Source organism: Pseudomonas sp. GW821-FHT01E10 (assembly GCF_059422365.1).
Genome location: NZ_JBWKWT010000007.1, coordinates 223,166 through 245,615, shown reverse-complemented (window position 1 = coordinate 245,615; position 22,450 = coordinate 223,166). Strand labels below are relative to the sequence as shown.

33 protein-coding genes are annotated in these 22,450 nt (G+C 55.4%); 32 read left to right on the top strand and 1 reads right to left on the bottom strand.

Annotation, left to right across the window (positions count from 1 at the left end; genetic code table 11):
* Nucleotides 1-7 precede the first annotated feature (7 nt).
* From fusA to bfr, 32 genes are all read left to right on the top strand, one after another.
* Nucleotides 8-2,113: an elongation factor G gene (fusA, locus tag AC07V0_RS15755; RefSeq protein ID WP_007933703.1), complete on the top strand. Its 2,106-nt coding sequence runs from the start codon at nt 8-10 to the stop codon at nt 2,111-2,113.
* A gap of 30 nt (nt 2,114-2,143) precedes the next feature.
* On the top strand, nt 2,144-3,337 hold the full coding sequence (gene tuf / locus AC07V0_RS15750; RefSeq protein ID WP_007933700.1) for an elongation factor Tu: 1,194 nt from the start codon (nt 2,144-2,146) through the stop codon (nt 3,335-3,337).
* Nucleotides 3,338-3,495: 158 nt separating this feature from the next.
* Nucleotides 3,496-3,807, top strand: a complete 312-nt coding sequence (gene rpsJ / locus AC07V0_RS15745) for a 30S ribosomal protein S10 (protein ID WP_003186070.1) — start codon at nt 3,496-3,498, stop codon at nt 3,805-3,807.
* Between the two features lie 80 nt (nt 3,808-3,887).
* Nucleotides 3,888-4,523: a 50S ribosomal protein L3 gene (gene rplC / locus AC07V0_RS15740; RefSeq protein ID WP_003186059.1), complete on the top strand. Its 636-nt coding sequence runs from the start codon at nt 3,888-3,890 to the stop codon at nt 4,521-4,523.
* A 12-nt stretch (nt 4,524-4,535) separates the two neighbouring features.
* The gene (rplD, locus tag AC07V0_RS15735) at nt 4,536-5,138 is read left to right on the top strand and encodes a 50S ribosomal protein L4 (RefSeq protein ID WP_003228735.1); all 603 of its coding nucleotides are present in this window, start codon (nt 4,536-4,538) and stop codon (nt 5,136-5,138) included.
* On the top strand, nt 5,135-5,434 hold the full coding sequence (gene rplW, locus AC07V0_RS15730) for a 50S ribosomal protein L23 (protein WP_002555488.1): 300 nt from the start codon (nt 5,135-5,137) through the stop codon (nt 5,432-5,434). Before rplD ends, rplW begins: the two co-directional genes overlap by 4 nt.
* Nucleotides 5,435-5,448: 14 nt before the next feature.
* On the top strand, nt 5,449-6,273 hold the full coding sequence (gene rplB / locus AC07V0_RS15725; protein WP_003186055.1) for a 50S ribosomal protein L2: 825 nt from the start codon (nt 5,449-5,451) through the stop codon (nt 6,271-6,273).
* Between the two features lie 16 nt (nt 6,274-6,289).
* The gene (gene rpsS, locus AC07V0_RS15720; protein WP_002555486.1) at nt 6,290-6,565 is read left to right on the top strand and encodes a 30S ribosomal protein S19; all 276 of its coding nucleotides are present in this window, start codon (nt 6,290-6,292) and stop codon (nt 6,563-6,565) included.
* Nucleotides 6,566-6,576: 11 nt separating this feature from the next.
* Complete coding sequence (gene rplV / locus AC07V0_RS15715) at nt 6,577-6,909, top strand: 50S ribosomal protein L22 (RefSeq protein ID WP_003103908.1); 333 nt, start codon at nt 6,577-6,579, stop codon at nt 6,907-6,909.
* Nucleotides 6,910-6,922: 13 nt separating this feature from the next.
* A complete protein-coding gene (gene rpsC / locus AC07V0_RS15710; protein WP_003176422.1) occupies nt 6,923-7,609 on the top strand; it encodes a 30S ribosomal protein S3 in 687 nt (228 codons plus the stop codon).
* A 12-nt stretch (nt 7,610-7,621) separates the two neighbouring features.
* Nucleotides 7,622-8,035 carry a 50S ribosomal protein L16 gene (gene rplP, locus AC07V0_RS15705; protein WP_003228729.1) on the top strand — a complete coding sequence of 138 codons (414 nt, stop codon included), beginning with the start codon at nt 7,622-7,624 and terminating at the stop codon, nt 8,033-8,035.
* Nucleotides 8,035-8,226: a 50S ribosomal protein L29 gene (gene rpmC, locus AC07V0_RS15700; RefSeq protein ID WP_002555481.1), complete on the top strand. Its 192-nt coding sequence runs from the start codon at nt 8,035-8,037 to the stop codon at nt 8,224-8,226. The genes rplP and rpmC overlap by 1 nt, the downstream gene beginning before the upstream one ends.
* Nucleotides 8,227-8,228: 2 nt before the next feature.
* Entirely contained in the window at nt 8,229-8,495 is a 267-nt protein-coding gene (rpsQ, locus tag AC07V0_RS15695; RefSeq protein ID WP_003176419.1) for a 30S ribosomal protein S17, read from the top strand.
* Between the two features lie 23 nt (nt 8,496-8,518).
* Nucleotides 8,519-8,887, top strand: coding sequence for a 50S ribosomal protein L14 (rplN, locus tag AC07V0_RS15690; RefSeq protein ID WP_002555479.1), 369 nt, complete (start codon nt 8,519-8,521; stop codon nt 8,885-8,887).
* Between the two features lie 11 nt (nt 8,888-8,898).
* On the top strand, nt 8,899-9,213 hold the full coding sequence (rplX, locus tag AC07V0_RS15685) for a 50S ribosomal protein L24 (RefSeq protein ID WP_007896770.1): 315 nt from the start codon (nt 8,899-8,901) through the stop codon (nt 9,211-9,213).
* A gap of 20 nt (nt 9,214-9,233) precedes the next feature.
* Nucleotides 9,234-9,773 (top strand): 50S ribosomal protein L5, encoded by a 540-nt coding sequence (gene rplE / locus AC07V0_RS15680; protein WP_003210069.1) that lies wholly within the window; start codon nt 9,234-9,236, stop codon nt 9,771-9,773.
* A gap of 13 nt (nt 9,774-9,786) precedes the next feature.
* Nucleotides 9,787-10,092, top strand: coding sequence for a 30S ribosomal protein S14 (gene rpsN, locus AC07V0_RS15675; RefSeq protein ID WP_003176414.1), 306 nt, complete (start codon nt 9,787-9,789; stop codon nt 10,090-10,092).
* Nucleotides 10,093-10,301: 209 nt separating this feature from the next.
* Complete coding sequence (rpsH, locus tag AC07V0_RS15670) at nt 10,302-10,694, top strand: 30S ribosomal protein S8 (protein ID WP_003186040.1); 393 nt, start codon at nt 10,302-10,304, stop codon at nt 10,692-10,694.
* A 12-nt stretch (nt 10,695-10,706) separates the two neighbouring features.
* The gene (gene rplF, locus AC07V0_RS15665; RefSeq protein ID WP_003176412.1) at nt 10,707-11,240 is read left to right on the top strand and encodes a 50S ribosomal protein L6; all 534 of its coding nucleotides are present in this window, start codon (nt 10,707-10,709) and stop codon (nt 11,238-11,240) included.
* 10 nt (nt 11,241-11,250) lie between these two features.
* A complete protein-coding gene (gene rplR, locus AC07V0_RS15660; RefSeq protein ID WP_003186037.1) occupies nt 11,251-11,601 on the top strand; it encodes a 50S ribosomal protein L18 in 351 nt (116 codons plus the stop codon).
* 3 nt (nt 11,602-11,604) lie between these two features.
* The gene (gene rpsE / locus AC07V0_RS15655) at nt 11,605-12,105 is read left to right on the top strand and encodes a 30S ribosomal protein S5 (protein ID WP_003186035.1); all 501 of its coding nucleotides are present in this window, start codon (nt 11,605-11,607) and stop codon (nt 12,103-12,105) included.
* A 2-nt stretch (nt 12,106-12,107) separates the two neighbouring features.
* Nucleotides 12,108-12,284 (top strand): 50S ribosomal protein L30, encoded by a 177-nt coding sequence (gene rpmD / locus AC07V0_RS15650; protein WP_003176408.1) that lies wholly within the window; start codon nt 12,108-12,110, stop codon nt 12,282-12,284.
* Between the two features lie 3 nt (nt 12,285-12,287).
* Complete coding sequence (gene rplO, locus AC07V0_RS15645; RefSeq protein WP_003228720.1) at nt 12,288-12,725, top strand: 50S ribosomal protein L15; 438 nt, start codon at nt 12,288-12,290, stop codon at nt 12,723-12,725.
* Nucleotides 12,726-14,054: a preprotein translocase subunit SecY gene (gene secY / locus AC07V0_RS15640; protein WP_003228718.1), complete on the top strand. Its 1,329-nt coding sequence runs from the start codon at nt 12,726-12,728 to the stop codon at nt 14,052-14,054.
* A gap of 27 nt (nt 14,055-14,081) precedes the next feature.
* Complete coding sequence (rpmJ, locus tag AC07V0_RS15635; RefSeq protein ID WP_002555468.1) at nt 14,082-14,198, top strand: 50S ribosomal protein L36; 117 nt, start codon at nt 14,082-14,084, stop codon at nt 14,196-14,198.
* 130 nt (nt 14,199-14,328) lie between these two features.
* Nucleotides 14,329-14,685 (top strand): 30S ribosomal protein S13, encoded by a 357-nt coding sequence (gene rpsM / locus AC07V0_RS15630; protein ID WP_003186020.1) that lies wholly within the window; start codon nt 14,329-14,331, stop codon nt 14,683-14,685.
* A 30-nt stretch (nt 14,686-14,715) separates the two neighbouring features.
* Nucleotides 14,716-15,105 carry a 30S ribosomal protein S11 gene (gene rpsK, locus AC07V0_RS15625; protein WP_002555466.1) on the top strand — a complete coding sequence of 130 codons (390 nt, stop codon included), beginning with the start codon at nt 14,716-14,718 and terminating at the stop codon, nt 15,103-15,105.
* Nucleotides 15,106-15,123: 18 nt separating this feature from the next.
* Nucleotides 15,124-15,744 (top strand): 30S ribosomal protein S4, encoded by a 621-nt coding sequence (rpsD, locus tag AC07V0_RS15620; protein WP_003176404.1) that lies wholly within the window; start codon nt 15,124-15,126, stop codon nt 15,742-15,744.
* 22 nt (nt 15,745-15,766) lie between these two features.
* A complete protein-coding gene (locus AC07V0_RS15615) occupies nt 15,767-16,768 on the top strand; it encodes a DNA-directed RNA polymerase subunit alpha (protein WP_003186012.1) in 1,002 nt (333 codons plus the stop codon).
* Between the two features lie 42 nt (nt 16,769-16,810).
* Entirely contained in the window at nt 16,811-17,197 is a 387-nt protein-coding gene (rplQ, locus tag AC07V0_RS15610) for a 50S ribosomal protein L17 (protein WP_007924175.1), read from the top strand.
* Between the two features lie 238 nt (nt 17,198-17,435).
* Nucleotides 17,436-18,890, top strand: a complete 1,455-nt coding sequence (locus AC07V0_RS15605; RefSeq protein ID WP_086945158.1) for a catalase — start codon at nt 17,436-17,438, stop codon at nt 18,888-18,890.
* A gap of 150 nt (nt 18,891-19,040) precedes the next feature.
* The gene (bfr, locus tag AC07V0_RS15600) at nt 19,041-19,505 is read left to right on the top strand and encodes a bacterioferritin (protein WP_018925657.1); all 465 of its coding nucleotides are present in this window, start codon (nt 19,041-19,043) and stop codon (nt 19,503-19,505) included.
* Between the two features lie 72 nt (nt 19,506-19,577).
* Here the strand turns inward: bfr and uvrA are convergent, their stop codons facing one another.
* A complete protein-coding gene (uvrA, locus tag AC07V0_RS15595; protein ID WP_018925658.1) occupies nt 19,578-22,412 on the bottom strand; it encodes an excinuclease ABC subunit UvrA in 2,835 nt (944 codons plus the stop codon).
* Nucleotides 22,413-22,450: the final 38 nt, after the last annotated feature.

The following is a 22,450-nucleotide window of genomic DNA, read 5'->3' as shown; positions in this document are numbered from 1 at the left end:
GGGCTTTATGGCTCGTACTACTCCGATTAGCCGCTACCGTAACATCGGTATCGTTGCTCACGTGGATGCTGGTAAAACCACCACCACCGAGCGCGTCCTTTTTTACACTGGCAAAAGTCACAAAATGGGCGAGGTGCATGACGGCGCCGCGACCACAGACTGGATGGTGCAGGAGCAGGAGCGTGGTATTACCATTACTTCTGCTGCTATCACCGCCTTCTGGAAAGGTTCTGAGAAGCAGTACTCGCACGAACACCGTTTCAACGTTATCGATACCCCGGGCCACGTAGACTTCACTATTGAAGTTGAACGCTCCCTGCGCGTACTCGACGGCGCTGTCGTTGTGTTCTGCGGTACTTCGGGTGTTGAGCCTCAGTCGGAAACCGTATGGCGTCAGGCCAACAAGTACGGCGTTCCACGTCTTGTTTACGTAAACAAGATGGACCGTGCTGGCGCTAACTTCCTGCGCGTGATCGGTCAGATCAAGCAGCGTCTGGGTCACACTCCGGTGCCAATCCAGTTGGCTATCGGTTCCGAAGACAACTTCCAGGGTCAGATCGATCTGATCAACATGCAAGCTGTCTACTGGAATGACTCTGACAAGGGTATGGTCCCTGTTCGCAAGGACATTCCTGCCGAGCTGCAAGAGCTGGCTGAAGAGTGGCGCAGCAACATGGTCGAGGCTGCGGCCGAAGCCAACGAAGAGCTGATGAACAAGTATCTCGAAGGGGAAGAGCTCTCCATCGAGGAAATCAAGGCCGCTCTGCGTCAGCGTACTATCGCTGGTGAGATCGTTCTGGCTGTTTGCGGTTCTTCCTTCAAGAACAAGGGTGTTCCCCTGGTTCTCGACGCCGTTATCGACTTCCTGCCTGCTCCTACCGACATTCCTGCTATCAAGGGTTCCAACCCGGATAACGAGGAAGAGGAAATGGAGCGTCATGCAAGCGACGACGAGCCTTTCGCGGCTCTGGCGTTCAAGATCGCTACCGACCCATTCGTGGGTACCTTGACCTTTGTTCGGGTTTACTCGGGCGTGTTGGCCTCCGGCGACGGCGTGATCAACTCGGTAAAAGGCAAGAAAGAGCGCGTGGGTCGTATGGTGCAAATGCACGCAAACGCCCGTGAAGAAATCAAGGAAGTACGCGCTGGTGACATCGCGGCCTTGATCGGCATGAAGGACGTCACCACTGGTGAAACTTTGTGCAACGCTGACAAGCCAATCATCCTGGTTCGCATGGACTTCCCGGAGCCGGTTATTTCGGTTGCCGTAGAGCCTAAGACCAAGGATGACCAGGAAAAAATGGGTATCGCTCTGGGCAAGCTTGCTCAGGAAGACCCGTCTTTCCGCGTCAAAACTGATGAAGAGACTGGTCAAACGATCATCTCCGGCATGGGCGAGCTGCACCTGGACATCCTGGTTGACCGGATGCGCCGTGAGTTCAACGTCGAAGCCAACATCGGTAAGCCTCAAGTTTCGTACCGTGAGCGCATCACGAAGAGCTGCGAAATCGAAGGCAAGTTCGTTCGTCAGTCCGGCGGTCGTGGCCAGTTTGGTCATTGCTGGATCCGTTTTGCACCTGCTGACGAAGGTCAGGAAGGTCTGCAATTCCTGAACGAAGTAGTGGGTGGTGTGGTTCCTAAGGAATACATCCCGGCTATCCAGAAGGGTATCGAAGAGCAGATGAAGAACGGTGTTGTTGCCGGCTATCCGCTGATCGGCCTGAAGGCTACCGTGTTTGATGGTTCTTACCACGACGTCGACTCGAACGAGATGGCGTTTAAGGTGGCTGCTTCCATGGCGACCAAGCAACTGGCCCAGAAGGGTGGTGGTGAGTTGCTTGAGCCGATCATGGCGGTAGAGGTTGTTACGCCTGAAGACTATATGGGTGACGTGATGGGCGACCTTAACCGTCGTCGCGGCATGATTCTGGGTATGGAAGATACGGTTTCCGGTAAAGTAATTCGTGCCGAGGTTCCGTTGGGCGAGATGTTCGGTTATGCGACCGACGTTCGTTCCATGTCTCAGGGTCGCGCAAGCTACTCTATGGAATTCAAAAAATACAATACGGCTCCGTCGCACATCGTCGAAACCGTTACCAAAAAACAAGGCTGATTCAGTCCTTTAGGCAAGGAGTTAATTGTCGTGGCTAAAGAAAAATTTGATCGTTCCCTACCGCACGTCAACGTTGGCACTATCGGTCACGTTGACCACGGTAAAACCACTCTGACCGCTGCTCTGACTCGCGTCTGCTCCGAAGTTTTCGGTTCGGCTCGTGTTGACTTCGACAAGATCGACAGCGCACCAGAAGAGAAAGCTCGCGGTATCACCATCAACACCGCTCACGTTGAGTACAACTCGAAGATCCGTCACTACGCTCACGTTGACTGCCCAGGTCACGCTGACTATGTGAAGAACATGATCACTGGTGCTGCTCAAATGGACGGCGCTATCCTGGTTTGCTCGGCCGCTGATGGTCCGATGCCGCAAACCCGTGAGCACATCCTGCTGTCCCGTCAGGTAGGCGTTCCGTACATCGTGGTTTTCCTGAACAAGGCTGACCTGGTAGACGACGCTGAGCTGCTGGAACTGGTTGAGATGGAAGTGCGCGATCTGCTGAGCACTTACGACTTCCCAGGCGACGACACTCCAATCATCATCGGCTCCGCTCGTATGGCGCTGGATGGTCTGGACGATAACGAGATGGGCACCACTGCCGTCAAGAAACTGGTTGAAACTCTGGACAGCTACATCCCAGAACCAGTTCGTCTGACTGACAAGCCGTTCCTGATGCCAATCGAAGACGTATTCTCGATCTCGGGTCGCGGTACTGTTGTGACTGGTCGTATCGAGCGCGGTATCGTTCGCGTTCAGGATCCACTGGAAATCGTTGGTCTGCGTGACACTACCGTCACCACCTGCACCGGTGTTGAAATGTTCCGCAAACTGCTCGACGAAGGTCGTGCTGGCGAGAACTGCGGCGTGCTGCTGCGCGGCACCAAGCGTGATGACGTGGAGCGTGGTCAGGTTCTGGTTAAGCCAGGTACCGTTAAGCCGCACACCAAGTTCACTGCAGAAGTTTACGTTCTGAGCAAAGAAGAAGGCGGTCGTCACACTCCGTTCTTCAAAGGCTACCGTCCACAGTTCTACTTCCGTACTACTGACGTGACTGGTAACTGCGAGCTGCCAGAAGGCGTTGAAATGGTAATGCCAGGCGATAACATTCAAATGACTGTTACCCTGATCAAAACCATCGCAATGGAAGACGGTCTGCGTTTCGCTATTCGCGAAGGCGGCCGTACCGTTGGTGCTGGCGTTGTAGCTAAAATCATCGAGTAAGCTTCTCTTCTGAGATAGCTTCGATGCTTTGAAAAAGCCCCCGCTCAGCGGGGGCTTTTTTATTGGGTTGACACCTATCGGGGGCGTCTATAGAATTGCGCCTCCTTTTAACGGGCGTATTGCGCCCGGTGGGAATAGCAGCCGGAGTCTGAAATCCAATGCAAAATCAGCAAATCCGTATCAGGTTGAAGGCTTTTGACCATCGCCTGATCGACCAATCCACCCAGGAAATCGTGGAAACCGCGAAACGTACTGGTGCTCAAGTGCGTGGTCCAATTCCACTGCCTACCCGTAAAGAGCGGTTCACCGTTCTGGTCTCCCCGCACGTCAACAAAGACGCGCGTGACCAGTACGAGATCCGTACTCATAAGCGCGTTCTGGACATCGTCCAGCCAACGGATAAAACCGTTGATGCTCTTATGAAGCTTGATCTTGCGGCCGGTGTGGAAGTGCAGATCAGCCTCGGCTAAGACTCGGTCTTAGTCGTGTAACGCTCTGAAATGGGCGGCCATAGCGGGTGAAAGCCCCGTACACTCATGAGGTTTACAACATGACTATTGGTGTAGTCGGTCGTAAATGCGGTATGACCCGTATTTTCACCGAAGAAGGTGTCTCCATTCCGGTCACGGTCATTGAGATCGAGCCGAATCGCGTCACCCAGTTCAAAACTGAAGAGACCGATGGCTATCGTGCAGTGCAAGTCACTGTAGGCGAGCGTCGTGCTTCGCGTGTTACAGCTGCGCAAGCTGGCCACTTCGCTAAGGCGAACGTTGCCGCTGGTCGTACCGTGATGGAATTCCGCCTTGAAGAAGGCGAGTACCAGGCCGGCGATCTGATCAATGCTGAAATCTTCGCTGCTGGTCAACTGGTTGATGTAACCGGTCAGTCCAAAGGTAAAGGCTTCCAGGGTACGATCAAGCGTTGGAATTTCCGCGGGCAAGATAACACCCACGGTAACTCCGTATCCCACCGCGTTCCAGGCTCTATCGGCCAGTGCCAGACTCCTGGTCGTGTATTCAAGGGCAAAAAAATGTCCGGTCATATGGGCGCTGAGCGCGTGACCGTGCAGTCCCTCGAAGTAGTGCGCGTGGACGCTGAACGCAATCTGTTGTTGGTCAAGGGCGCTGTTCCTGGCGCTACTGGCGGCAACTTGGTTGTACGTCCAGCAGCCAAGGCTCGCGGTTAAGGGGAAGCTGACATGCAATTAAATGTAAATGACGCTCAAGCGATCGAAGTTTCCGAACTGACATTTGGCGGCGAATTCAACGAGACGCTGGTTCACCAAGCAGTCGTGGCCTACATGGCCGGCGGCCGTCAAGGTAGCAAGCAGCAAAAGACCCGTTCCGACGTTCGTGGTGGCGGTAAGCGCCCATGGCGTCAGAAAGGTACTGGCCGTGCTCGTGCCGGTACTATCCGTAGCCCAATCTGGCGTGGCGGCGGTACCACTTTCGCAGCTCGTCCTCAGGATCACTCCCAGAAGCTGAACAAGAAGATGTATCGCGCAGCAATGCGTTCCATCCTTGCTGAGCTGGTGCGTACTGATCGTCTGGTCGTGGTTCAGGATTTCGCTGTTGAAACGCCGAAAACCAAAGACCTGCTGGGCAAACTGAACAACATGAGCCTGACCGACGTTCTGATCGTGTCGGACGCTGTTGATCAGAACCTGTACCTGGCTGCTCGTAACCTGCCGCACGTTGATGTACGTGATGTGCAAGGTTCCGATCCAGTTAGTCTGATCGCATACGACAAGGTGTTGATCACCGTGTCGGCCGTGAAGAAATTCGAGGAGCTGCTGGGATGAACCAGGAACGCGTATTTAAAGTTCTGCTTGGCCCGCACGTTTCCGAGAAGGCTACGGTTCTGGCAGACAAGAAAGGCCAGTTCGTTTTCAAGGTTGCCACTGACGCAACCAAGCTGGAAATCAAGAAGGCCGTCGAAAGCCTGTTCAGCGTGAAAGTAGAGCGTGTTACTACCCTGAATGTTCTGGGTAAGAGCAAGCGCACTGCTCGCGGTCTGGGCAAGCGTAATGACTGGAAGAAGGCAGTTATCTCCCTTCAGCCAGGCCAAGATCTCGATTTCAGCAGCAGTGCTGAGTAAGGAAGGGGTGCATCATGGCAATCGTTAAATGCAAACCGACTTCCCCTGGCCGCCGTTTTGTGGTCAAGGTGGTCAACCAGGAGCTGCATAAAGGCGCTCCTCACGCACCGCTGCTCGAGAAAAAATCGAAGTCTGGTGGTCGTAACAACAATGGTCGTATTACCACTCGTCACATCGGTGGTGGCCATAAGCAGCATTATCGTCTGGTCGATTTCCGTCGCAACGACAAAGATGGCATCGCTGCCACTGTTGAGCGTATCGAATACGATCCAAACCGTACTGCTCACATCGCTCTGCTGCTGTACGCAGATGGCGAGCGTCGCTACATCATCGCGCCTAAAGGCGTGAGTGCTGGCGACCAGCTGATCGCAGGTGCTCTGGCACCGATCAAGCCGGGCAACGCTCTGCAACTGCGTAACATTCCAGTTGGTAGCACCGTACACGGCATCGAATTGAAGCCAGGTAAAGGCGCGCAAATCGCTCGTTCCGCTGGTGCTTCGGCTCAGCTGATCGCTCGTGAAGGTGTCTACGTGACCCTGCGTCTGCGTTCTGGTGAGATGCGTAAAGTGCTGGCTGAATGCCGCGCGACCCTGGGCGAAGTCTCGAACTCCGAGCACAGCCTGCGTTCGCTGGGTAAAGCTGGTGCCAAACGCTGGCGTGGCGTTCGCCCAACCGTTCGTGGTGTTGCCATGAACCCGGTTGACCACCCACATGGTGGTGGTGAAGGTCGTACCTCTGGTGGTCGTCATCCGGTATCGCCATGGGGCTTCCCGACTAAGGGCGCGAAGACTCGTGGTAATAAGCGTACCGACAAAATGATCGTCCGTCGTCGCAAGTAAATAGAGGGATACGACAGTGCCACGTTCTCTGAAAAAAGGTCCTTTTATCGATCTTCACCTACTGAAGAAGATCGAAGTGGCGGCGGAAAAGAACGATCGCAAACCAGTTAAAACCTGGTCGCGTCGCTCGATGATCCTGCCACAAATGGTCGGTCTGACCATCGCAGTACACAACGGTCGTCAACACGTCCCAGTTCTCGTTAACGAAGACATGGTCGGCCACAAACTGGGCGAGTTCGCCGGTACCCGCACATATCGTGGGCACGTGGCAGACAAGAAAGCCAAGCGTTAAGGGGTTAGGAAATGGAAGTAGCCGCTAAGTTGTCGGGCGCTCGAATCTCCGCCCAGAAAGCCCGCTTGGTCGCCGACCAGATCCGCGGGAAGAAGGTGGGCGAAGCGCTCAACCTGTTGGCTTTCAGCAGTAAGAAAGCCGCCGAGATCATGAAGAAAGTGCTGGAGTCGGCCGTAGCCAACGCCGAGCATAACGAAGGCGCAGACGTTGATGACCTTAAGGTCAGCACCGTTTTCGTCAACGAAGGGCGTTCGCTGAAGCGCATCATGCCACGTGCCAAAGGCCGTGCTGATCGCATCGTCAAGCGGTCTTGCCATATCACTGTCAAGGTTGCTGACAAGTAACGGAGTCGAAGAGATGGGTCAGAAAGTACATCCCATTGGCATTCGCCTGGGAATCGTCAAGGAGCACACCTCCGTCTGGTACGCAGACGGTCGGACTTATGCGGACTACTTGTTCGCTGATCTGAAGGTGCGTGAGTATCTCCAAGACAAACTAAAAAGCGCGTCCGTAAGCCGTATCGATATCCATCGTCCGGCCCAAACTGCACGTATCACCATCCACACCGCTCGTCCAGGTATCGTTATCGGGAAGAAAGGTGAAGATGTTGAGAAACTGCGTCAGGACCTGACCAAGCAAATGGGTGTGCCTGTGCACATCAATATCGAAGAGATCCGCAAGCCGGAGCTCGACGGTATGCTGGTTGCGCAGAGCGTAGCTCAGCAGCTGGAGCGTCGCGTAATGTTCCGTCGCGCTATGAAGCGCGCTGTTCAGAACGCCATGCGCATTGGTGCCAAAGGCATCAAAATCCAAGTGAGCGGTCGTCTCGGCGGTGCTGAAATCGCACGTACTGAATGGTATCGCGAAGGTCGTGTGCCTCTGCACACCCTGCGTGCCGACATCGACTATGCCAACTACGAAGCTCACACCACTTATGGTGTGATCGGTGTAAAGGTTTGGATCTTCAAAGGCGAAGTAATTGGTGGTCGCCAAGAAGAACTGAAACCACAAGCACCAGCGCCTCGTAAAAAAGCTGCTAAGTAAGGGGTACGCCAAATGTTGCAACCAAAGCGTACGAAGTTCCGCAAGCAAATGACTGGTCACAACCGTGGCCTGGCATTGCGCGGTAGCAAAGTCAGCTTCGGCGAGTTCGCGCTGAAGTCTGTTGCTCGTGGTCGTCTCACCGCTCGTCAGATCGAGTCAGCGCGTCGTGCACTGACCCGTCACGTTAAACGTGGCGGCAAGATCTGGATCCGTGTATTCCCGGACAAGCCTATTTCCAAAAAGCCACTCGAAGTTCGGATGGGTAAAGGTAAGGGTAACGTGGAATACTGGGTTGCCCAGATTCAGCCAGGCAAAGTCCTGTATGAAATCGAGGGTGTTTCTGAAGAGCTGGCGCGTGAGGCTTTCGCCCTGGCTGCTGCAAAGCTGCCGCTCGCCACCTCCTTTGTTAAACGGACGGTGATGTGATGAAAGCGAATGAACTTCGTGAAAAATCCGCACAGCAGCTGAACGAGCAACTGCTCGGCCTGCTGCGCGACCAGTTCAATCTGCGTATGCAGAAAGCAACTGGCCAGTTGGGGCAGTCTCATCTGCTCTCGCAAGTTAAGCGTGACATCGCTCGCGTGAAGACTGTGCTCAACCAGCAGGCAGGTAAGTAATCATGGCTGAAGCCGAAAAAACTGTCCGTACGCTGACTGGCCGTGTTGTCAGCGACAAGATGGACAAAACCATCACCGTTCTGATCGAGCGTCGCGTTAAGCACCCGATCTACGGTAAATACGTTAAGCGTTCGACTAAGCTGCACGCGCACGACGAAACCAATCAGTGCCACATCGGCGACAAAGTCACTATTCGTGAAACTCGTCCTTTGGCCAAGACCAAGTCTTGGGCGCTGGTTGATGTTCTCGAACGCGCTGTGGAAGTCTAAGGACTAGGGGTCGGAGAAATTATATGATTCAGACTCAATCCATGCTCGATGTGGCCGATAACAGCGGCGCTCGCCGCGTTATGTGCATCAAGGTGCTGGGTGGCTCCCATCGTCGTTACGCTGGTATCGGTGACATCATCAAAGTTACCGTGAAGGAAGCAATTCCTCGCGGTAAGGTGAAAAAAGGCCAAGTGATGACTGCTGTTGTAGTCCGCACTCGTCACGGCGTTCGCCGTGCAGATGGCTCCATTATCCGCTTTGATGGCAACGCTGCTGTTCTTCTGAACAACAAGCAAGAGCCGATCGGCACCCGTATCTTTGGGCCAGTGACCCGTGAACTTCGTACTGAGAAGTTCATGAAGATCGTCTCGCTCGCCCCAGAAGTGCTGTAAGGAGATCCGACATGCAAAAGATTCGTCGTGACGACGAGATCATCGTGATCGCCGGCAAAGACAAAGGTAAGCGCGGTAAGGTGCTGAAGGTTCTTGCTGATGACCGTCTGGTCGTTGGTGGTCTGAACCTGGTCAAGCGTCATACCAAGCCTAACCCGATGTCGGGCGTACAGGGCGGTATCGTCGAGAAAGAAGCGCCACTGCACGCTTCCAACGTCGCCATCTTCAACGGCGAAACCAACAAGGCTGACCGCGTTGGTTTCAAAGTAGAAGACGGTAAGAAAATTCGTGTCTTCAAGTCGACCCAAAAAGCGGTTGATGCTTGAACACTGCTAGGTAGAAGACCATGGCACGACTAAAAGAGATTTACCGGAAGGAAATCGCACCGAAACTTAAGGAAGAACTTAAGCTTTCGAACGTGATGGAAGTTCCGCGCGTTACCAAAATCACCCTGAACATGGGTCTGGGCGAAGCGATCGGCGACAAAAAAGTCATCGAGCACGCTGTTGCTGACCTGGAAAAGATCACCGGCCAGAAAGTCGTTGTGACCTACGCTCGGAAATCCATCGCTGGCTTTAAAGTCCGTGAAGGTTGGCCGATCGGCGTCAAAGTGACCCTGCGCCGTGAGCGTATGTACGAGTTCCTGGATCGTCTGCTGTCGATCTCCCTGCCTCGGGTTCGCGACTTCCGCGGCCTGAATGCCAAGTCCTTCGATGGTCGTGGTAACTACAGCATGGGCGTTAAAGAGCAGATCATCTTCCCGGAAATCGACTACGACAAGATCGATGCTCTCCGCGGTCTGGACATTACCCTGACCACCACTGCCAAGAACGATGATGAAGGTCGCGCCCTGTTGCGTGCTTTCAAATTCCCGTTCCGCAACTGATTGGAGTAGGAAAATGGCCAAGATGAGCATGAAAAACCGCGAGCTGAAGCGTCAGCTCACGGTTGCCAAGTACGCCAAAAAGCGTGCAGCACTGAAAGCTATCATCGTTGATCTGAACGCAAGTCCAGAAGCGCGTTGGGAAGCTACAGTAGCCCTGCAGAAGCAGCCACGTGACGCAAGCGCTTCGCGCATGCGTAACCGCTGCCGCCTGACCGGTCGTCCACACGGCGTTTACCGCAAGTTCGGCCTTGGCCGTAACAAACTGCGTGAAGCTGCAATGCGTGGTGACGTACCTGGTCTGGTTAAAGCCAGCTGGTAAGCACTGTCGAAGTCTCGGTGTTCGGGGTCGCAAGATCCTGACCATCGGTGACCTTGAACTTGAATCAAGCCCCTATTGGGGCTTGATTCATTTGTGGGGTGTGTCTAGAATACCCGGCTCGCCTGAGCCCGTGTTTTTTTGCGCGGATGTACTCGGCGACACGTAGTAGCCGCAAGGCTAATTTTTTGTGTATTAGGAGCGTCTAGCCCATGAGTATGCAGGACCCGTTAGCGGACATGCTAACTCGAATCCGTAATGCCCAGATGGCTGAAAAGTCCGTCGTAAGCATGCCATCTTCTACTTTGAAGGTAGCTGTTGCCAAAGTCCTGAAGGACGAAGGTTACATTGCGGGTTATCAGATCAGCAGCGAAATCAAGCCACTGCTGTCCATCGAGCTGAAGTACTTCGAAGGCCGTCCGGTCATCGAGGAAGTGAAGCGCGTTAGCCGTCCAGGCCTGCGTCAGTACAAGTCCGTCGATGATCTGCCAAAAGTTCGTGGCGGTCTCGGTGTGTCTATCGTCTCCACCAACAAAGGTGTGATGACGGATCGTGCTGCGCGCGCTGCCGGTGTCGGCGGCGAAGTTCTTTGCACTGTGTTCTAAGGGGGGATAAGCATGTCACGCGTCGCTAAGAACCCCGTTAAGCTGCCAGCCGGTGTCGAAGTCAAATTCGCAGGCCAACAGCTTTCGGTGAAGGGTGCCAAGGGCACTCTCGAACTGAACATCCATTCGTCCGTTGAGATCGTTGAAGAGGCTGGTGAGCTGCGTTTCGCTGCTCGCAATGGCGATCAACAAACTCGCGCAATGGCTGGTACCACTCGTGCGTTGGTAAACAACATGGTCCAAGGCGTAAGCCAAGGCTTCGAGCGTAAGCTCCAGCTGGTCGGTGTTGGTTACAAAGCGCAAGCAAAAGGCACAGTGCTGAACCTGGCTCTTGGCTTCTCGCACCCAGTGGATTATGAACTGCCGGAAGGCATCACCGCTGAGACTCCTAGCCAGACCGATATCCTGATCAAGGGCATCGACAAGCAGCTGGTAGGTCAAGTGGCCGCCGAGATCCGCGACTTCCGTCCACCAGAGCCGTACAAAGGCAAAGGTGTGCGCTACGCGGACGAAGTCGTCCGTCGTAAAGAAGCCAAGAAGAAGTAGGGCATAGCAAATGACCGACAAAAAAGTTACTCGACTGCGTCGCGCTCGCAAAGCACGCCTGAAAATGCACGAACTCGAAGTCGTGCGTCTCTGCGTGTTCCGCTCGTCGCAGCACATCTACGCCCAGGTCATTTCGGCCGACGGCAACAAAGTCCTGGCAAGTGCCTCGACTTTGGATAAAGAACTGCGTGATGGTGCCACCGGCAACATCGACGCGGCCACTAAGGTTGGCCAGCTGGTCGCTACGCGTGCTAAAGCCGCTGGCGTCTCGCAGGTGGCTTTCGACCGCTCTGGCTTCAAGTACCACGGCCGCGTCAAGGCGCTGGCTGATGCTGCTCGTGAAGCTGGGCTGGAGTTCTAAGTTATGTCAAATAACGACCAAAAGCGCGACGAAGGCTACATCGAGAAGCTGGTTCAAGTTAACCGCGTAGCCAAAACCGTTAAAGGCGGCCGTATCTTCACTTTCACCGCGTTGACCGTGGTTGGTGATGGTAAAGGGCGCGTTGGCTTCGGCCGTGGCAAGTCGCGTGAAGTGCCTGCTGCGATCCAGAAGGCAATGGAAGCTGCTCGCCGCAACATGATCCAGGTTGATCTGAACGGCACCACTCTGCAGTACGCAATGAAGTCCGCCCACGGCGCTTCGAAGGTGTACATGCAGCCTGCTTCTGAAGGTACCGGTATCATCGCTGGCGGCGCTATGCGTGCTGTCCTCGAAGTTGCTGGCGTTCAGAACGTTCTGGCCAAGTGCTACGGCTCGACTAACCCGGTAAACGTGGTTCACGCCACTTTCAAGGGTTTGAAAGCAATGCAGTCTCCTGAATCCATTGCCGCCAAGCGTGGCAAAAGCGTCAAGGAGATCTTCTGATCATGGCTACCGTTAAAGTTACGCTGATCAAAAGCATGACCGGCCGCATCCCTAACCACAAACTGTGCGTTAAGGGTCTGGGTCTGCGTCGCATCGGTCACACTGTAGAAGTCCAGGATACTCCCGAGAATCGCGGGATGATCAACAAGGCTTACTACATGCTGCGTGTCGAGGGTTAATCGATGAAACTCAATGATCTGAGTCCAGCGCCGGGTTCCCGTCGCGAAAAGCATCGTCCGGGCCGTGGTATCGGTAGCGGTTTGGGTAAGACTGGTGGCCGTGGTCACAAAGGTCAAACCTCCCGCTCCGGTGGCACCATTGCTCCAGGCTTTGAAGGCGGTCAACAGCCGCTGCATCGTCGCCTGCCGAAGTTTGGTTTCGTTTCCCTGAAAGCCATGGACCGCGCAGAAGTGCGTCTGTCCGAGCTGGCTAAAGTGGAAGGCGACATCGTCACCGTGCAGTCCCTGAAAGATGCCAACGTGATCAACGTCAACGTTCAGCGTGTGAAAATCATGCTGTCCGGCGAAGTTACTCGCGCTGTCACCATCGGAAAGGGAATCGGCGCCACCAAAGGTGCGCGTGCGGCTATCGAAGCAGCTGGCGGCAAGTTCGAGGAATAAATGGCTAAGCAAGGTGCTCTCTCTGCGCTCGGCAAAGGCGGTATGTCTGAACTCTGGGCTCGTCTGCGTTTTCTGTTCCTGGCGATTATCGTCTACCGAATAGGCGCACACATCCCGGTTCCAGGTATCAACCCGGACCGACTCGCGGACCTGTTTCGACAGAATGAGGGGACCATTCTTAGCTTGTTCAACATGTTTTCCGGCGGCGCGCTGGAGCGGATGAGTATCTTTGCACTGGGGATCATGCCGTACATTTCGGCATCGATCATCATGCAACTGATGACCGCCGTCAGCCCGCAGCTGGAACAGTTGAAGAAGGAAGGTGAAGCTGGCCGTCGCAAGATCAGCCAGTACACCCGCTACGGCACTGTCGTCCTCGCTCTCGTCCAGGCTATTGGCATGTCCATTGGTCTGGCGGGGCAGGGCGTTGCGTTCACTGGTGACTTTGGCTTCCATTTCGTCGCGGTATCCACTTTTGTGGCTGGTGCGATGTTCATGATGTGGCTGGGTGAGCAGATTACTGAGCGTGGTGTTGGCAACGGTATCTCGATGTTGATTTTTTCGGGTATCGTCGCCGGTCTTCCGAGAGCGATCGGGCAGTCTTTCGAGTCTGCACGTCAGGGTGATATCAACATCTTCGCCCTGGTTGCCATCGGTTTGCTGGCAGTAGCGATTATCGGTTTCGTGGTGTTCATTGAGCGTGGCCAGCGTCGTATTGCTGTTCACTACGCCAAGCGTCAGCAGGGCCGTAAGGTCTTCGCTGCTCAAACTAGCCACTTGCCGCTGAAGGTGAACATGGCCGGTGTTATTCCGGCTATTTTCGCGAGCAGCATTTTGCTGTTCCCGGCTTCGTTGGGTGCCTGGTTCGGTCAGTCTGAAGGTATGGGCTGGTTGCAGGACATCTCGCAGTCGATCGCTCCTGGTCAGCCGTTGAATATTCTGCTGTTTAGTGCAGGGATTATTTTCTTCTGCTTCTTCTATACGGCGTTGATGTTCAATCCGAAAGACGTAGCGGAAAACCTGAAGAAGTCCGGTGCCTTTATTCCGGGCATCCGTCCAGGTGAGCAGTCTGCGCGCTACATTGATGGCGTTCTGACTCGCTTGACCATGTTCGGTGCTCTTTACATGACGGCCGTCTGCCTGTTGCCCCAGTTCCTGGTGGTTGCAGCAAACGTACCGTTCTACCTTGGCGGGACCTCGTTGCTGATCGTGGTCGTGGTTGTGATGGACTTCATGTCCCAAGTACAATCGCACCTCGTTTCGCACCAGTACGAATCCCTGATGAAGAAAGCCAACCTGAAGGGTTACGGCAGCGGCATGTTGCGCTGAGTACCCATAAGGTTCGAGGAGTTGGTGATGAAAGTTCGTGCATCGGTGAAAAAGCTGTGCCGTAACTGCAAGATTATTCGCCGCGAAGGTGTTGTTCGAGTAATTTGCAGCGCGGAACCGCGTCACAAACAGCGCCAAGGCTGAGTGTGATTGTGCTTCAAGCCCGGCAGCTAGTGCGCTGCCGGGTTGATTATTTGTTATTACAGCGATATTATCTCGCGCCCTATTTCTTGGCTTCCGGGGCGTAGGTAGCTGTCAATTGGAGTCCCACTGAATGGCCCGTATTGCAGGCGTTAACATTCCAGATAACAAGCATACTGTTATCTCGCTGACCTACATCTATGGTGTTGGTCGCACTACTGCACAGAAAATTTGTGCAGTGACTGGGGTAAACCCAGCGGCAAAGATCAAAGATCTGAGCGACGAGCAGATTGAACAGCTGCGTGGCGAAGTGGCGAAGTTCACCACTGAAGGTGACCTGCGTCGCGAAATCAACATGAAAATCAAGCGTTTGATGGACCTCGGTTGCTATCGCGGTCTGCGTCATCGTCGTGGTCTGCCAGTACGCGGTCAGCGTACCAAGACCAACGCGCGTACCCGTAAAGGTCCGCGTAAGCCGATCCGCAAGTAATCGCCCCAGCGAATCGACAGGAAATTAATCATGGCAAAACCTGCTGCTCGTCCTCGTAAAAAAGTTAAAAAGACAGTGGTTGATGGCATCGCCCACATCCATGCTTCTTTTAACAACACCATCGTGACCATCACCGACCGTCAAGGTAACGCTCTTTCCTGGGCTACCTCCGGTGGTTCGGGTTTCCGCGGTTCCCGCAAGTCCACCCCGTTCGCTGCTCAAGTAGCTGCTGAACGTGCTGGTCAAGCTGCGCTGGAATACGGCCTGAAAAACCTCGACGTTAACGTCAAAGGTCCAGGTCCAGGTCGTGAATCCGCAGTCCGCGCTTTGAACGGCTGTGGCTACAAGATCGCCAGCATCACCGACGTGACGCCAATCCCGCACAACGGGTGCCGTCCGCCGAAGAAGCGCCGCGTGTAATCCAGGAGATTGTAAAGAATGGCTCGTTACATTGGTCCAAAATGCAAACTCGCTCGTCGCGAAGGCACCGATCTCTTTCTGAAGAGCGGCGTGCGCGCGATCGAATCGAAGTGCAACATCGAAGCAGCACCTGGTATCCACGGCCAACGCCGCGGTCGCCAGTCCGACTACGGCACCCAACTGCGTGAAAAGCAGAAGGTCCGTCGTATCTACGGCGTTCTCGAGCGTCAATTCAGCGGCTACTACAAAGAAGCTGCTGGCAAGAAAGGCGCAACTGGCGAAAACCTGTTGCAACTGCTCGAATGCCGTCTGGACAACGTTGTATACCGTATGGGTTTTGGCTCTACTCGTGCCGAATCCCGTCAGCTGGTATCGCACAAGTCGATCAGCGTTAACGGTCAGACCGTAAACGTTCCGTCCTACCAGGTTCGTGCTGGTGACGTGGTCGCAGTTCGCGAGAAAGCAAAGAACCAACTTCGCATTGTCCAAGCTCTCGATCTGTGTGCCCAACGTGGCCGCGTAGAATGGGTAGAAGTAGACACTGAGAAGAAGTCGGGCGTTTTCAAGAACGTTCCTGCTCGCAGTGATCTGTCCGCCGACATCAACGAAAGCCTGATTGTCGAGCTCTACTCCAAGTAAGGGCTAGAAAATAGGTGCATCCATGCAGATTTCGGTAAATGAGTTCCTGACACCCCGCCATATTGATGTGCAGGTTGTCAGTCCAACCCGCGCCAAGATCACACTCGAGCCTCTCGAGCGTGGTTTTGGCCACACCCTGGGCAACGCGCTGCGCCGCATCCTGTTGTCCTCAATGCCCGGCTGTGCAGTAGTCGAGGCCGAGATTGACGGTGTGCTCCACGAGTACAGCGCCATCGAAGGTGTACAGGAAGACGTAATTGAAATCCTGTTGAACCTTAAAGGTCTGGCTATCAAGCTGCACGGTCGAGACGAAGTTACGCTGACCTTGTCGAAGAAGGGTTCGGGGGTGGTTACCGCTGCCGATATTCAGCTGGATCATGATGTCGAGATCGTTAACCCCGATCACGTAATCGCTAACCTGGCGTCTAACGGCGCCCTGAACATGAAGCTCACCGTAGCTCGTGGTCGTGGTTATGAACCGGCAGACTCGCGTCAGAGCGATGAAGACGAAAGCCGCAGCATCGGTCGCTTGCAGCTTGACTCTTCGTTCAGCCCGGTTCGCCGTATCGCATACGTGGTGGAAAACGCCCGTGTCGAACAGCGTACTAACCTGGACAAGCTGGTTATTGATCTGGAAACCAACGGTACCCTGGATCCTGAAGAGGCTATCCGCCGTGCTGCAACCATTCTGCAACAGCAGTTGGCTGCGTTCGTCGATCTCAAAGGTGACAGTGAGCCAGTGGTTGTCGAGCAGGAAGACGAGATCGATCCGATCCTGCTTCGCCCGGTTGACGATCTGGAACTGACTGTACGTTCGGCTAACTGCCTTAAGGCGGAAAACATCTACTACATCGGCGACCTGATTCAGCGTACCGAAGTAGAGCTGTTGAAGACTCCGAACCTTGGCAAGAAATCCTTGACTGAAATCAAGGACGTTCTGGCCTCCCGCGGTCTGTCCCTCGGCATGCGCCTCGACAACTGGCCGCCTGCAAGTCTTAAGAAGGACGACAAGGCGACTGCCTGATCGTCGTAATCACCGAACGTTGTGTTTGGTAAGGAATGAACCATGCGTCATCGTAAAAGTGGTCGTCACCTGAGCCGCACCAGCTCGCACCGCAAGGCCATGTTTCAAAACATGGCGGTGTCGCTGTTCGAGCACGAGCTGATCAAAACTACACTGCCAAAAGCCAAAGAACTGCGCCGCGTTGCTGAGCCGCTGATCACTTTGGCCAAGACAGACAGCCTGGCTAACCGCCGTCTGGCTTTCGACCGTACTCGTTCGAAAGCTATCGTTGGTAAGCTCTTCAACGACCTGGGCAAGCGTTACGCTACCCGTGAGGGTGGCTACCTGCGCATCCTCAAGTGCGGTTTCCGCGCTGGCGACAACGCGCCTATGGCGTACGTCGAGTTGGTTGATCGTGCTGTCGGCGGTGAAGCTGTATCCGCTGAGTAAGACGTCAGTCTGAAACAAAGAACCGGGCCTAGTGCCCGGTTTTTTGTGCCTGCAAGAAATGCGCTCTGCGTACAAGCTTCAAACCCTTCCCTATAGGCACTATATGCTTGGGTTGATCATTAGTAATTTTCTATTGATGTCTGCAAATTAATGAATTTGTGACTGTCATGTTGATGATCAATACTTCCCACCAAGCCGATTTAGCCGGCAGTTCAAGACTGACAGAGGAAGAGATCGCATGAGCCAAAACAAAACACTTACGACCGCCAGTGGCGCTCCTGTCGCCGACAACCAGAATTCCCGCTCCGCCGGCCCTCGTGGCCCTCTGCTGCTCGACGATTTCCACCTGATCGAGAAGCTTGCCCACTTCAACCGTGAAAACATCCCGGAGCGTCGCGTACACGCCAAAGGCTCGGGTGCTTACGGCACGTTCACTGTGACTCGCGATATCACTCAATACACCAGTGCCAAGCTGTTTGAGTCTGTCGGCAAACAAACCCCGACCTTCCTGCGATTCTCCACCGTGGGTGGCGAGCGCGGCTCGGCTGACACCGAGCGTGATCCACGTGGTTTTGCCCTGAAGTTCTACACCGAGGAAGGCAACTGGGACATCGTCGGCAACAACACGCCGGTGTTCTTCATCCGTGATCCGCTGAAATTCCCTGACTTTATCCACACCCAGAAGCGTCTGCCGCAAAGCAACCTGAAAAGCGCGCAGATGATGTGGGATTTCTGGTCGCATTCGCCTGAGGCGCTGCACCAGGTCACTATCCTGTTTTCGGATCGCGGCATCCCTGACGGTTACCGTCACATGCACGGCTTCGGCAGCCACACCTACAGCTTGATCAACGCCAATGGCGAGCGTCACTGGGTGAAGTGGCACTATAAAACCAAGCAAGGGATCAAGAACCTCGCTCCGGCAGAAGCGGCGCGCCTGGCCGGCACCGATCCGGATTACGCACAACGTGACCTGTTCGGCGCCATTGAGCGCGGTGACTTCCCGAAATGGAGTGTCAACATTCAGATCATGACCGAGGCTCAGGCCTCGACTCACTATGAGAACCCGTTTGACGTGACCAAGACCTGGTCGCAGAAAGAGTTCCCGTTGATCGAAGTGGGCGAGCTTGAGCTCAACCGCAATCCGCTGAACTACTTCGCTGAAGTCGAGCAGGCCGCGTTCGGTCCGAGCAACATGGTCCCAGGCGTCGGCCTGTCACCTGACCGCATGCTGCAGGGGCGTGTGTTCGCTTACGCGGATGCCCACCGGTACCGTGTGGGCACCAATCACCAGCAGCTGCCAGTGAATGCACCTCGCAGTCCGGTCAACACTTACCAGCGCGATGGTTCGATGGCGTTTGGCAGTAATGGCGGTGCGGTGCCGAACTACGAGCCGAACAGCTACGTTGAATCACCGAAACAGGCACCGCACTACGCAGAACCTGCCTTGGCCTTGAGCGGCGCGGCTGACCGTTACGATCATCGCGAAGATACCGACTACTACAGTCACGCGGGTGCGCTGTTCCGTCTGATGAACGATGAGCAGAAAGCGCTGCTGATCAACAACATTGCCGGTGCAATGGCTGGGGTTTCCGGCGACGTGGTTGATCGTCAGCTACAGCATTTCTTCAAGGCCGATCCGGCTTATGGAGAAGGCATCGCGAAGGCGTTGGGCGTACAGCTTAACGAAGTCTAAACGATAAGCAGAACCGCCCTCATTAGGGCGGTTTTTTGCGTTATTTGAACCCATTTTCTCAGAATATCTTCGCTTTTATTGCGGCGGGCGAGTGACCTTCAGGTCAGGTTGGTTCAAACTACAGACTTTCAAGCAGGGAGATGTAGGGCGATGCAAGGTCACCCAGACGTAATCGATTACCTCAACACGTTGCTGACAGGCGAACTGGCAGCGCGTGATCAATATTTCATCCATTCGCGGATGTACGAGGACTGGGGGTTCACCGAGCTCTACGAACGTATCAACCACGAGATGGAAGAAGAGGCTCAGCACGCTGATGCGCTGATGCGTCGGATCCTGATGCTCGAAGGTACGCCGCGCATGCGTCCGGACGATCTCGATGTCGGCACCACCGTGCCGGACATGCTCGCCGCTGACCTGCGTCTGGAATATAAAGTTCGTGCAGCTCTGTGCAAAGGCATCGAGCTTTGCGAGCGGCACAAGGACTATGTCACCCGCGAGATCTTGCGCATTCAGCTGAACGACACCGAGGAAGATCACACCTATTGGCTGGAGAAACAGCTGGGTTTGATCAAGTTGATCGGATTGGAGAATTACCTGCAATCGCAGTTCTGATTTTTAGGCCGACGACGCACAAAAAAGCCCCTGTCACCGACAAAGTGACAGGGGCTTTTTCATGGGCCTGATTCAGGCCTTGTCGCGAGCCAGCAGTGGTTTGAGGTAGTAGCCAGTGTGAGACTGCTTCATCTCGGACACGTCTTCCGGCGTGCCGACGGCAATAATCTGGCCGCCCTTGGAGCCGCCTTCCGGCCCCAGGTCCACCAACCAGTCGGCGGTCTTGATCACATCCAGGTTGTGTTCGATCACCACCACGGTATTGCCATGGTCGCGCAAGCGATGCAAAACATCGAGCAGTTGCTGGATATCCGCAAAGTGCAGGCCGGTAGTTGGCTCATCGAGGATATACAGGGTCTTGCCGGTATCGCGCTTGGACAGCTCGCGGGACAGTTTCACCCGCTGGGCTTCACCGCCCGACAGCGTCGTCGCCGATTGTCCCAGCTTGATGTACGAAAGGCCTACGTCCATCAGCGTCTGAAGCTTGCGCGCCAAGGCCGGAACTGCGTCGAAGAACACCCGGGCTTCCTCGATGGTCATCTCGAGGGTTTCGTGGATGCTCTTGCCCTTGTATTTGATCTCAAGGGTTTCGCGGTTGTAGCGCTTGCTCTTGCAGACGTCGCACGGGACATAGATGTCCGGCAGGAAGTGCATCTCCACTTTGATCAGGCCATCGCCCTGGCAGGCTTCACAGCGTCCGCCCTTCACGTTGAAGGAGAAACGCCCCGGCCCGTAACCGCGGGAGCGCGATTCCGGTACGCCGGCGAACAACTCGCGAATTGGCGTGAACAAGCCGGTGTAGGTCGCCGGGTTGGAGCGCGGTGTGCGACCGATCGGGCTCTGATCGATGTCGACGACTTTATCCAGGTGCTCAAGGCCCTTGATGCTGTCGTGAGCCGCCGCTTCCAGGGTCGTTGCCCCGTTGAGTGCGGTAGCGCTCAAGGGAAACAACGTGTTGTTGATCAGCGTCGATTTGCCCGAGCCGGACACGCCGGTCACGCAGGTCAGCAGGCCGATTGGAATCTCCAGATCGACATTGCGCAAATTGTTACCGCGAGCACCCTTGAGGGACAGCGATAGCTTCTTGTTACGGGGTGTGCGTTTGGCTGGAACGGCGATCTTCACCCGGCCCGACAAATACTTGCCGGTCAGCGAATCAGGGTGAGCCATGACTTCGTCCGGCGTACCTTCGGCAACGATATGTCCACCGTGCACACCTGCGCCCGGGCCAATGTCCACCACATAGTCAGCCAGACGAATCGCGTCTTCGTCGTGCTCGACCACGATGACCGTGTTGCCTATGTCACGCAGGTGCTTGAGGGTGCCGAGCAATCGGTCATTGTCTCGCTGGTGCAGGCCAATTGACGGTTCATCGAGGATGTACAGAACCCCCACCAGGCCGGCGCCAATCTGACTGGCCAGGCGAATGCGCTGGGCCTCACCGCCGGACAGCGTGTCGGCACTGCGATCCAGTGACAGATAGTCCAGGCCTACGTTGACCAGAAACTGCAGGCGTTCGCGGATTTCCTTGAGGATCTTGTCGGCAATTTCGCCACGGCGGCCGGTCAGCTTCAGCACGCCGAAGTATTCGCAGGCATCGCCGATCGGCAAGTTGGTCACCGCCGGCAAGGTCTTCTCGCCAACCCACACGTGTCGCGCCTCGCGACGCAGACGGGTGCCACGGCAATCCGGGCAAGGCTGGGTGCTGAGGAATTTGGCCAGTTCTTCGCGGACTGAAGCCGATTCGGTTTCGCGGTAGCGGCGTTCCAGGTTCGGCACGATGCCTTCGAACGGGTGCGAGCGTTTGACGATATCGCCGCGGTCGTTCAGGTACTTGAAGTCGACGTTCTGCGAGCCACTGCCGTGCAGGATGAATTTCTGTTGATCGGCCGGCAGTTCGTTGAACGGCACTTCGAGGCTGAACTTGTAGTGGGCGGCCAGCGAGCCAAGCATCTGGAAGTAATAGACGTTGCGCCGGTCCCAGCCGCGGATCGCGCCTTCGGCCAGGGTCAGTTCACCGTTCACCAATCGTTTGGTGTCGAAGAACTGTTTAACCCCCAGGCCATCGCAGGTCGGGCAGGCGCCGGCCGGGTTGTTGAAGGAAAACAGCTTGGGTTCCAGCTCGCTGATGGCGTGGCCACAGATCGGGCAGGCGAAGCGTGCGGAGAAGATGATTTCTTCGCCGGGCTCGTCGTCCATTGGCGCCACCAGAGCGATGCCGTCCGCCAGTTTCAGCGCGGTCTCGAACGATTCGGCCAGGCGCTGTTGCAGATCGGCGCGGACCTTGAAGCGGTCGACCACGACGTCGATCGAGTGCTTCTTCTGTTTATCCAGCTTCGGCAACTCGTCCAGCTCACAGAGCTTGCCGTTGACCCGGGCCCGCACAAAGCCCTGGGCGCGCAGTTCTTCGAAGACCGAGAGGTGTTCGCCCTTGCGCTCGCGGATTACCGGAGCCAACAGCATCAGTTTGCTGCCTTCCGGTTGCGCCAGCACCAGGTCGACCATCTGGCTGACGGTCTGGGCTTCCAGCGGAATGTCGTGGTCCGGGCAGCGCGGAATACCGACGCGAGCGTAGAGCAGGCGCAGGTAATCGTAGATTTCGGTAATGGTGCCAACCGTCGAGCGCGGGTTGTGCGAGGTCGACTTCTGTTCGATGGAGATCGCTGGCGACAGACCTTCGATGGTGTCGACGTCAGGCTTTTCCATCATCGACAGGAATTGCCGGGCGTAGGCCGACAGCGATTCGACATAGCGGCGCTGGCCTTCGGCGTACAGCGTGTCGAAGGCCAGGGACGACTTGCCGGATCCGGACAGGCCGGTGATGACGATCAGTTTGTCCCGTGGCAGGGTCAGGTCGATGTTCTTCAGGTTGTGGGTTCGGGCCCCACGAATCAGGATCTTGTCCAAAGTGGCCTCGCTCGGCGGGCGTCGAAAACGTAGGAGTA

Bases quoted from the DNA above. Each gene is read 5' to 3' on its own strand.
- rplW (WP_002555488.1), top strand. From the start codon at position 5,135: ATGAACCAGGAACGCGTATTTAAAGTTCTGCTTGGCCCGCACGTTTCC.
- rplX (WP_007896770.1), top strand. From the start codon at position 8,899: ATGCAAAAGATTCGTCGTGACGACGAGATCATCGTGATCGCCGGCAAA.
- rplC (WP_003186059.1), top strand. From the start codon at position 3,888: ATGACTATTGGTGTAGTCGGTCGTAAATGCGGTATGACCCGTATTTTC.
- rplB (WP_003186055.1), top strand. From the start codon at position 5,449: ATGGCAATCGTTAAATGCAAACCGACTTCCCCTGGCCGCCGTTTTGTG.
- rplQ (WP_007924175.1), top strand. From the start codon at position 16,811: ATGCGTCATCGTAAAAGTGGTCGTCACCTGAGCCGCACCAGCTCGCAC.
- bfr (WP_018925657.1), top strand. From the start codon at position 19,041: ATGCAAGGTCACCCAGACGTAATCGATTACCTCAACACGTTGCTGACA.
- rpmD (WP_003176408.1), top strand. From the start codon at position 12,108: ATGGCTACCGTTAAAGTTACGCTGATCAAAAGCATGACCGGCCGCATC.
- rpsK (WP_002555466.1), top strand. From the start codon at position 14,716: ATGGCAAAACCTGCTGCTCGTCCTCGTAAAAAAGTTAAAAAGACAGTG.
- secY (WP_003228718.1), top strand. From the start codon at position 12,726: ATGGCTAAGCAAGGTGCTCTCTCTGCGCTCGGCAAAGGCGGTATGTCT.
- rpsH (WP_003186040.1), top strand. From the start codon at position 10,302: ATGAGTATGCAGGACCCGTTAGCGGACATGCTAACTCGAATCCGTAAT.
- rpmJ (WP_002555468.1), top strand. From the start codon at position 14,082: ATGAAAGTTCGTGCATCGGTGAAAAAGCTGTGCCGTAACTGCAAGATT.
- rpsC (WP_003176422.1), top strand. From the start codon at position 6,923: ATGGGTCAGAAAGTACATCCCATTGGCATTCGCCTGGGAATCGTCAAG.
- AC07V0_RS15615 (WP_003186012.1), top strand. From the start codon at position 15,767: ATGCAGATTTCGGTAAATGAGTTCCTGACACCCCGCCATATTGATGTG.
- rplR (WP_003186037.1), top strand. From the start codon at position 11,251: ATGACCGACAAAAAAGTTACTCGACTGCGTCGCGCTCGCAAAGCACGC.
- rpmC (WP_002555481.1), top strand. From the start codon at position 8,035: ATGAAAGCGAATGAACTTCGTGAAAAATCCGCACAGCAGCTGAACGAG.
- rplD (WP_003228735.1), top strand. From the start codon at position 4,536: ATGCAATTAAATGTAAATGACGCTCAAGCGATCGAAGTTTCCGAACTG.
- rpsE (WP_003186035.1), top strand. From the start codon at position 11,605: ATGTCAAATAACGACCAAAAGCGCGACGAAGGCTACATCGAGAAGCTG.
- rpsN (WP_003176414.1), top strand. From the start codon at position 9,787: ATGGCCAAGATGAGCATGAAAAACCGCGAGCTGAAGCGTCAGCTCACG.
- rplP (WP_003228729.1), top strand. From the start codon at position 7,622: ATGTTGCAACCAAAGCGTACGAAGTTCCGCAAGCAAATGACTGGTCAC.
- rplO (WP_003228720.1), top strand. From the start codon at position 12,288: ATGAAACTCAATGATCTGAGTCCAGCGCCGGGTTCCCGTCGCGAAAAG.
- rplV (WP_003103908.1), top strand. From the start codon at position 6,577: ATGGAAGTAGCCGCTAAGTTGTCGGGCGCTCGAATCTCCGCCCAGAAA.
- AC07V0_RS15605 (WP_086945158.1), top strand. From the start codon at position 17,436: ATGAGCCAAAACAAAACACTTACGACCGCCAGTGGCGCTCCTGTCGCC.
- rpsM (WP_003186020.1), top strand. From the start codon at position 14,329: ATGGCCCGTATTGCAGGCGTTAACATTCCAGATAACAAGCATACTGTT.
- fusA (WP_007933703.1), top strand. From the start codon at position 8: ATGGCTCGTACTACTCCGATTAGCCGCTACCGTAACATCGGTATCGTT.
- rplN (WP_002555479.1), top strand. From the start codon at position 8,519: ATGATTCAGACTCAATCCATGCTCGATGTGGCCGATAACAGCGGCGCT.
- rplE (WP_003210069.1), top strand. From the start codon at position 9,234: ATGGCACGACTAAAAGAGATTTACCGGAAGGAAATCGCACCGAAACTT.
- rplF (WP_003176412.1), top strand. From the start codon at position 10,707: ATGTCACGCGTCGCTAAGAACCCCGTTAAGCTGCCAGCCGGTGTCGAA.
- rpsD (WP_003176404.1), top strand. From the start codon at position 15,124: ATGGCTCGTTACATTGGTCCAAAATGCAAACTCGCTCGTCGCGAAGGC.
- rpsJ (WP_003186070.1), top strand. From the start codon at position 3,496: ATGCAAAATCAGCAAATCCGTATCAGGTTGAAGGCTTTTGACCATCGC.
- rpsQ (WP_003176419.1), top strand. From the start codon at position 8,229: ATGGCTGAAGCCGAAAAAACTGTCCGTACGCTGACTGGCCGTGTTGTC.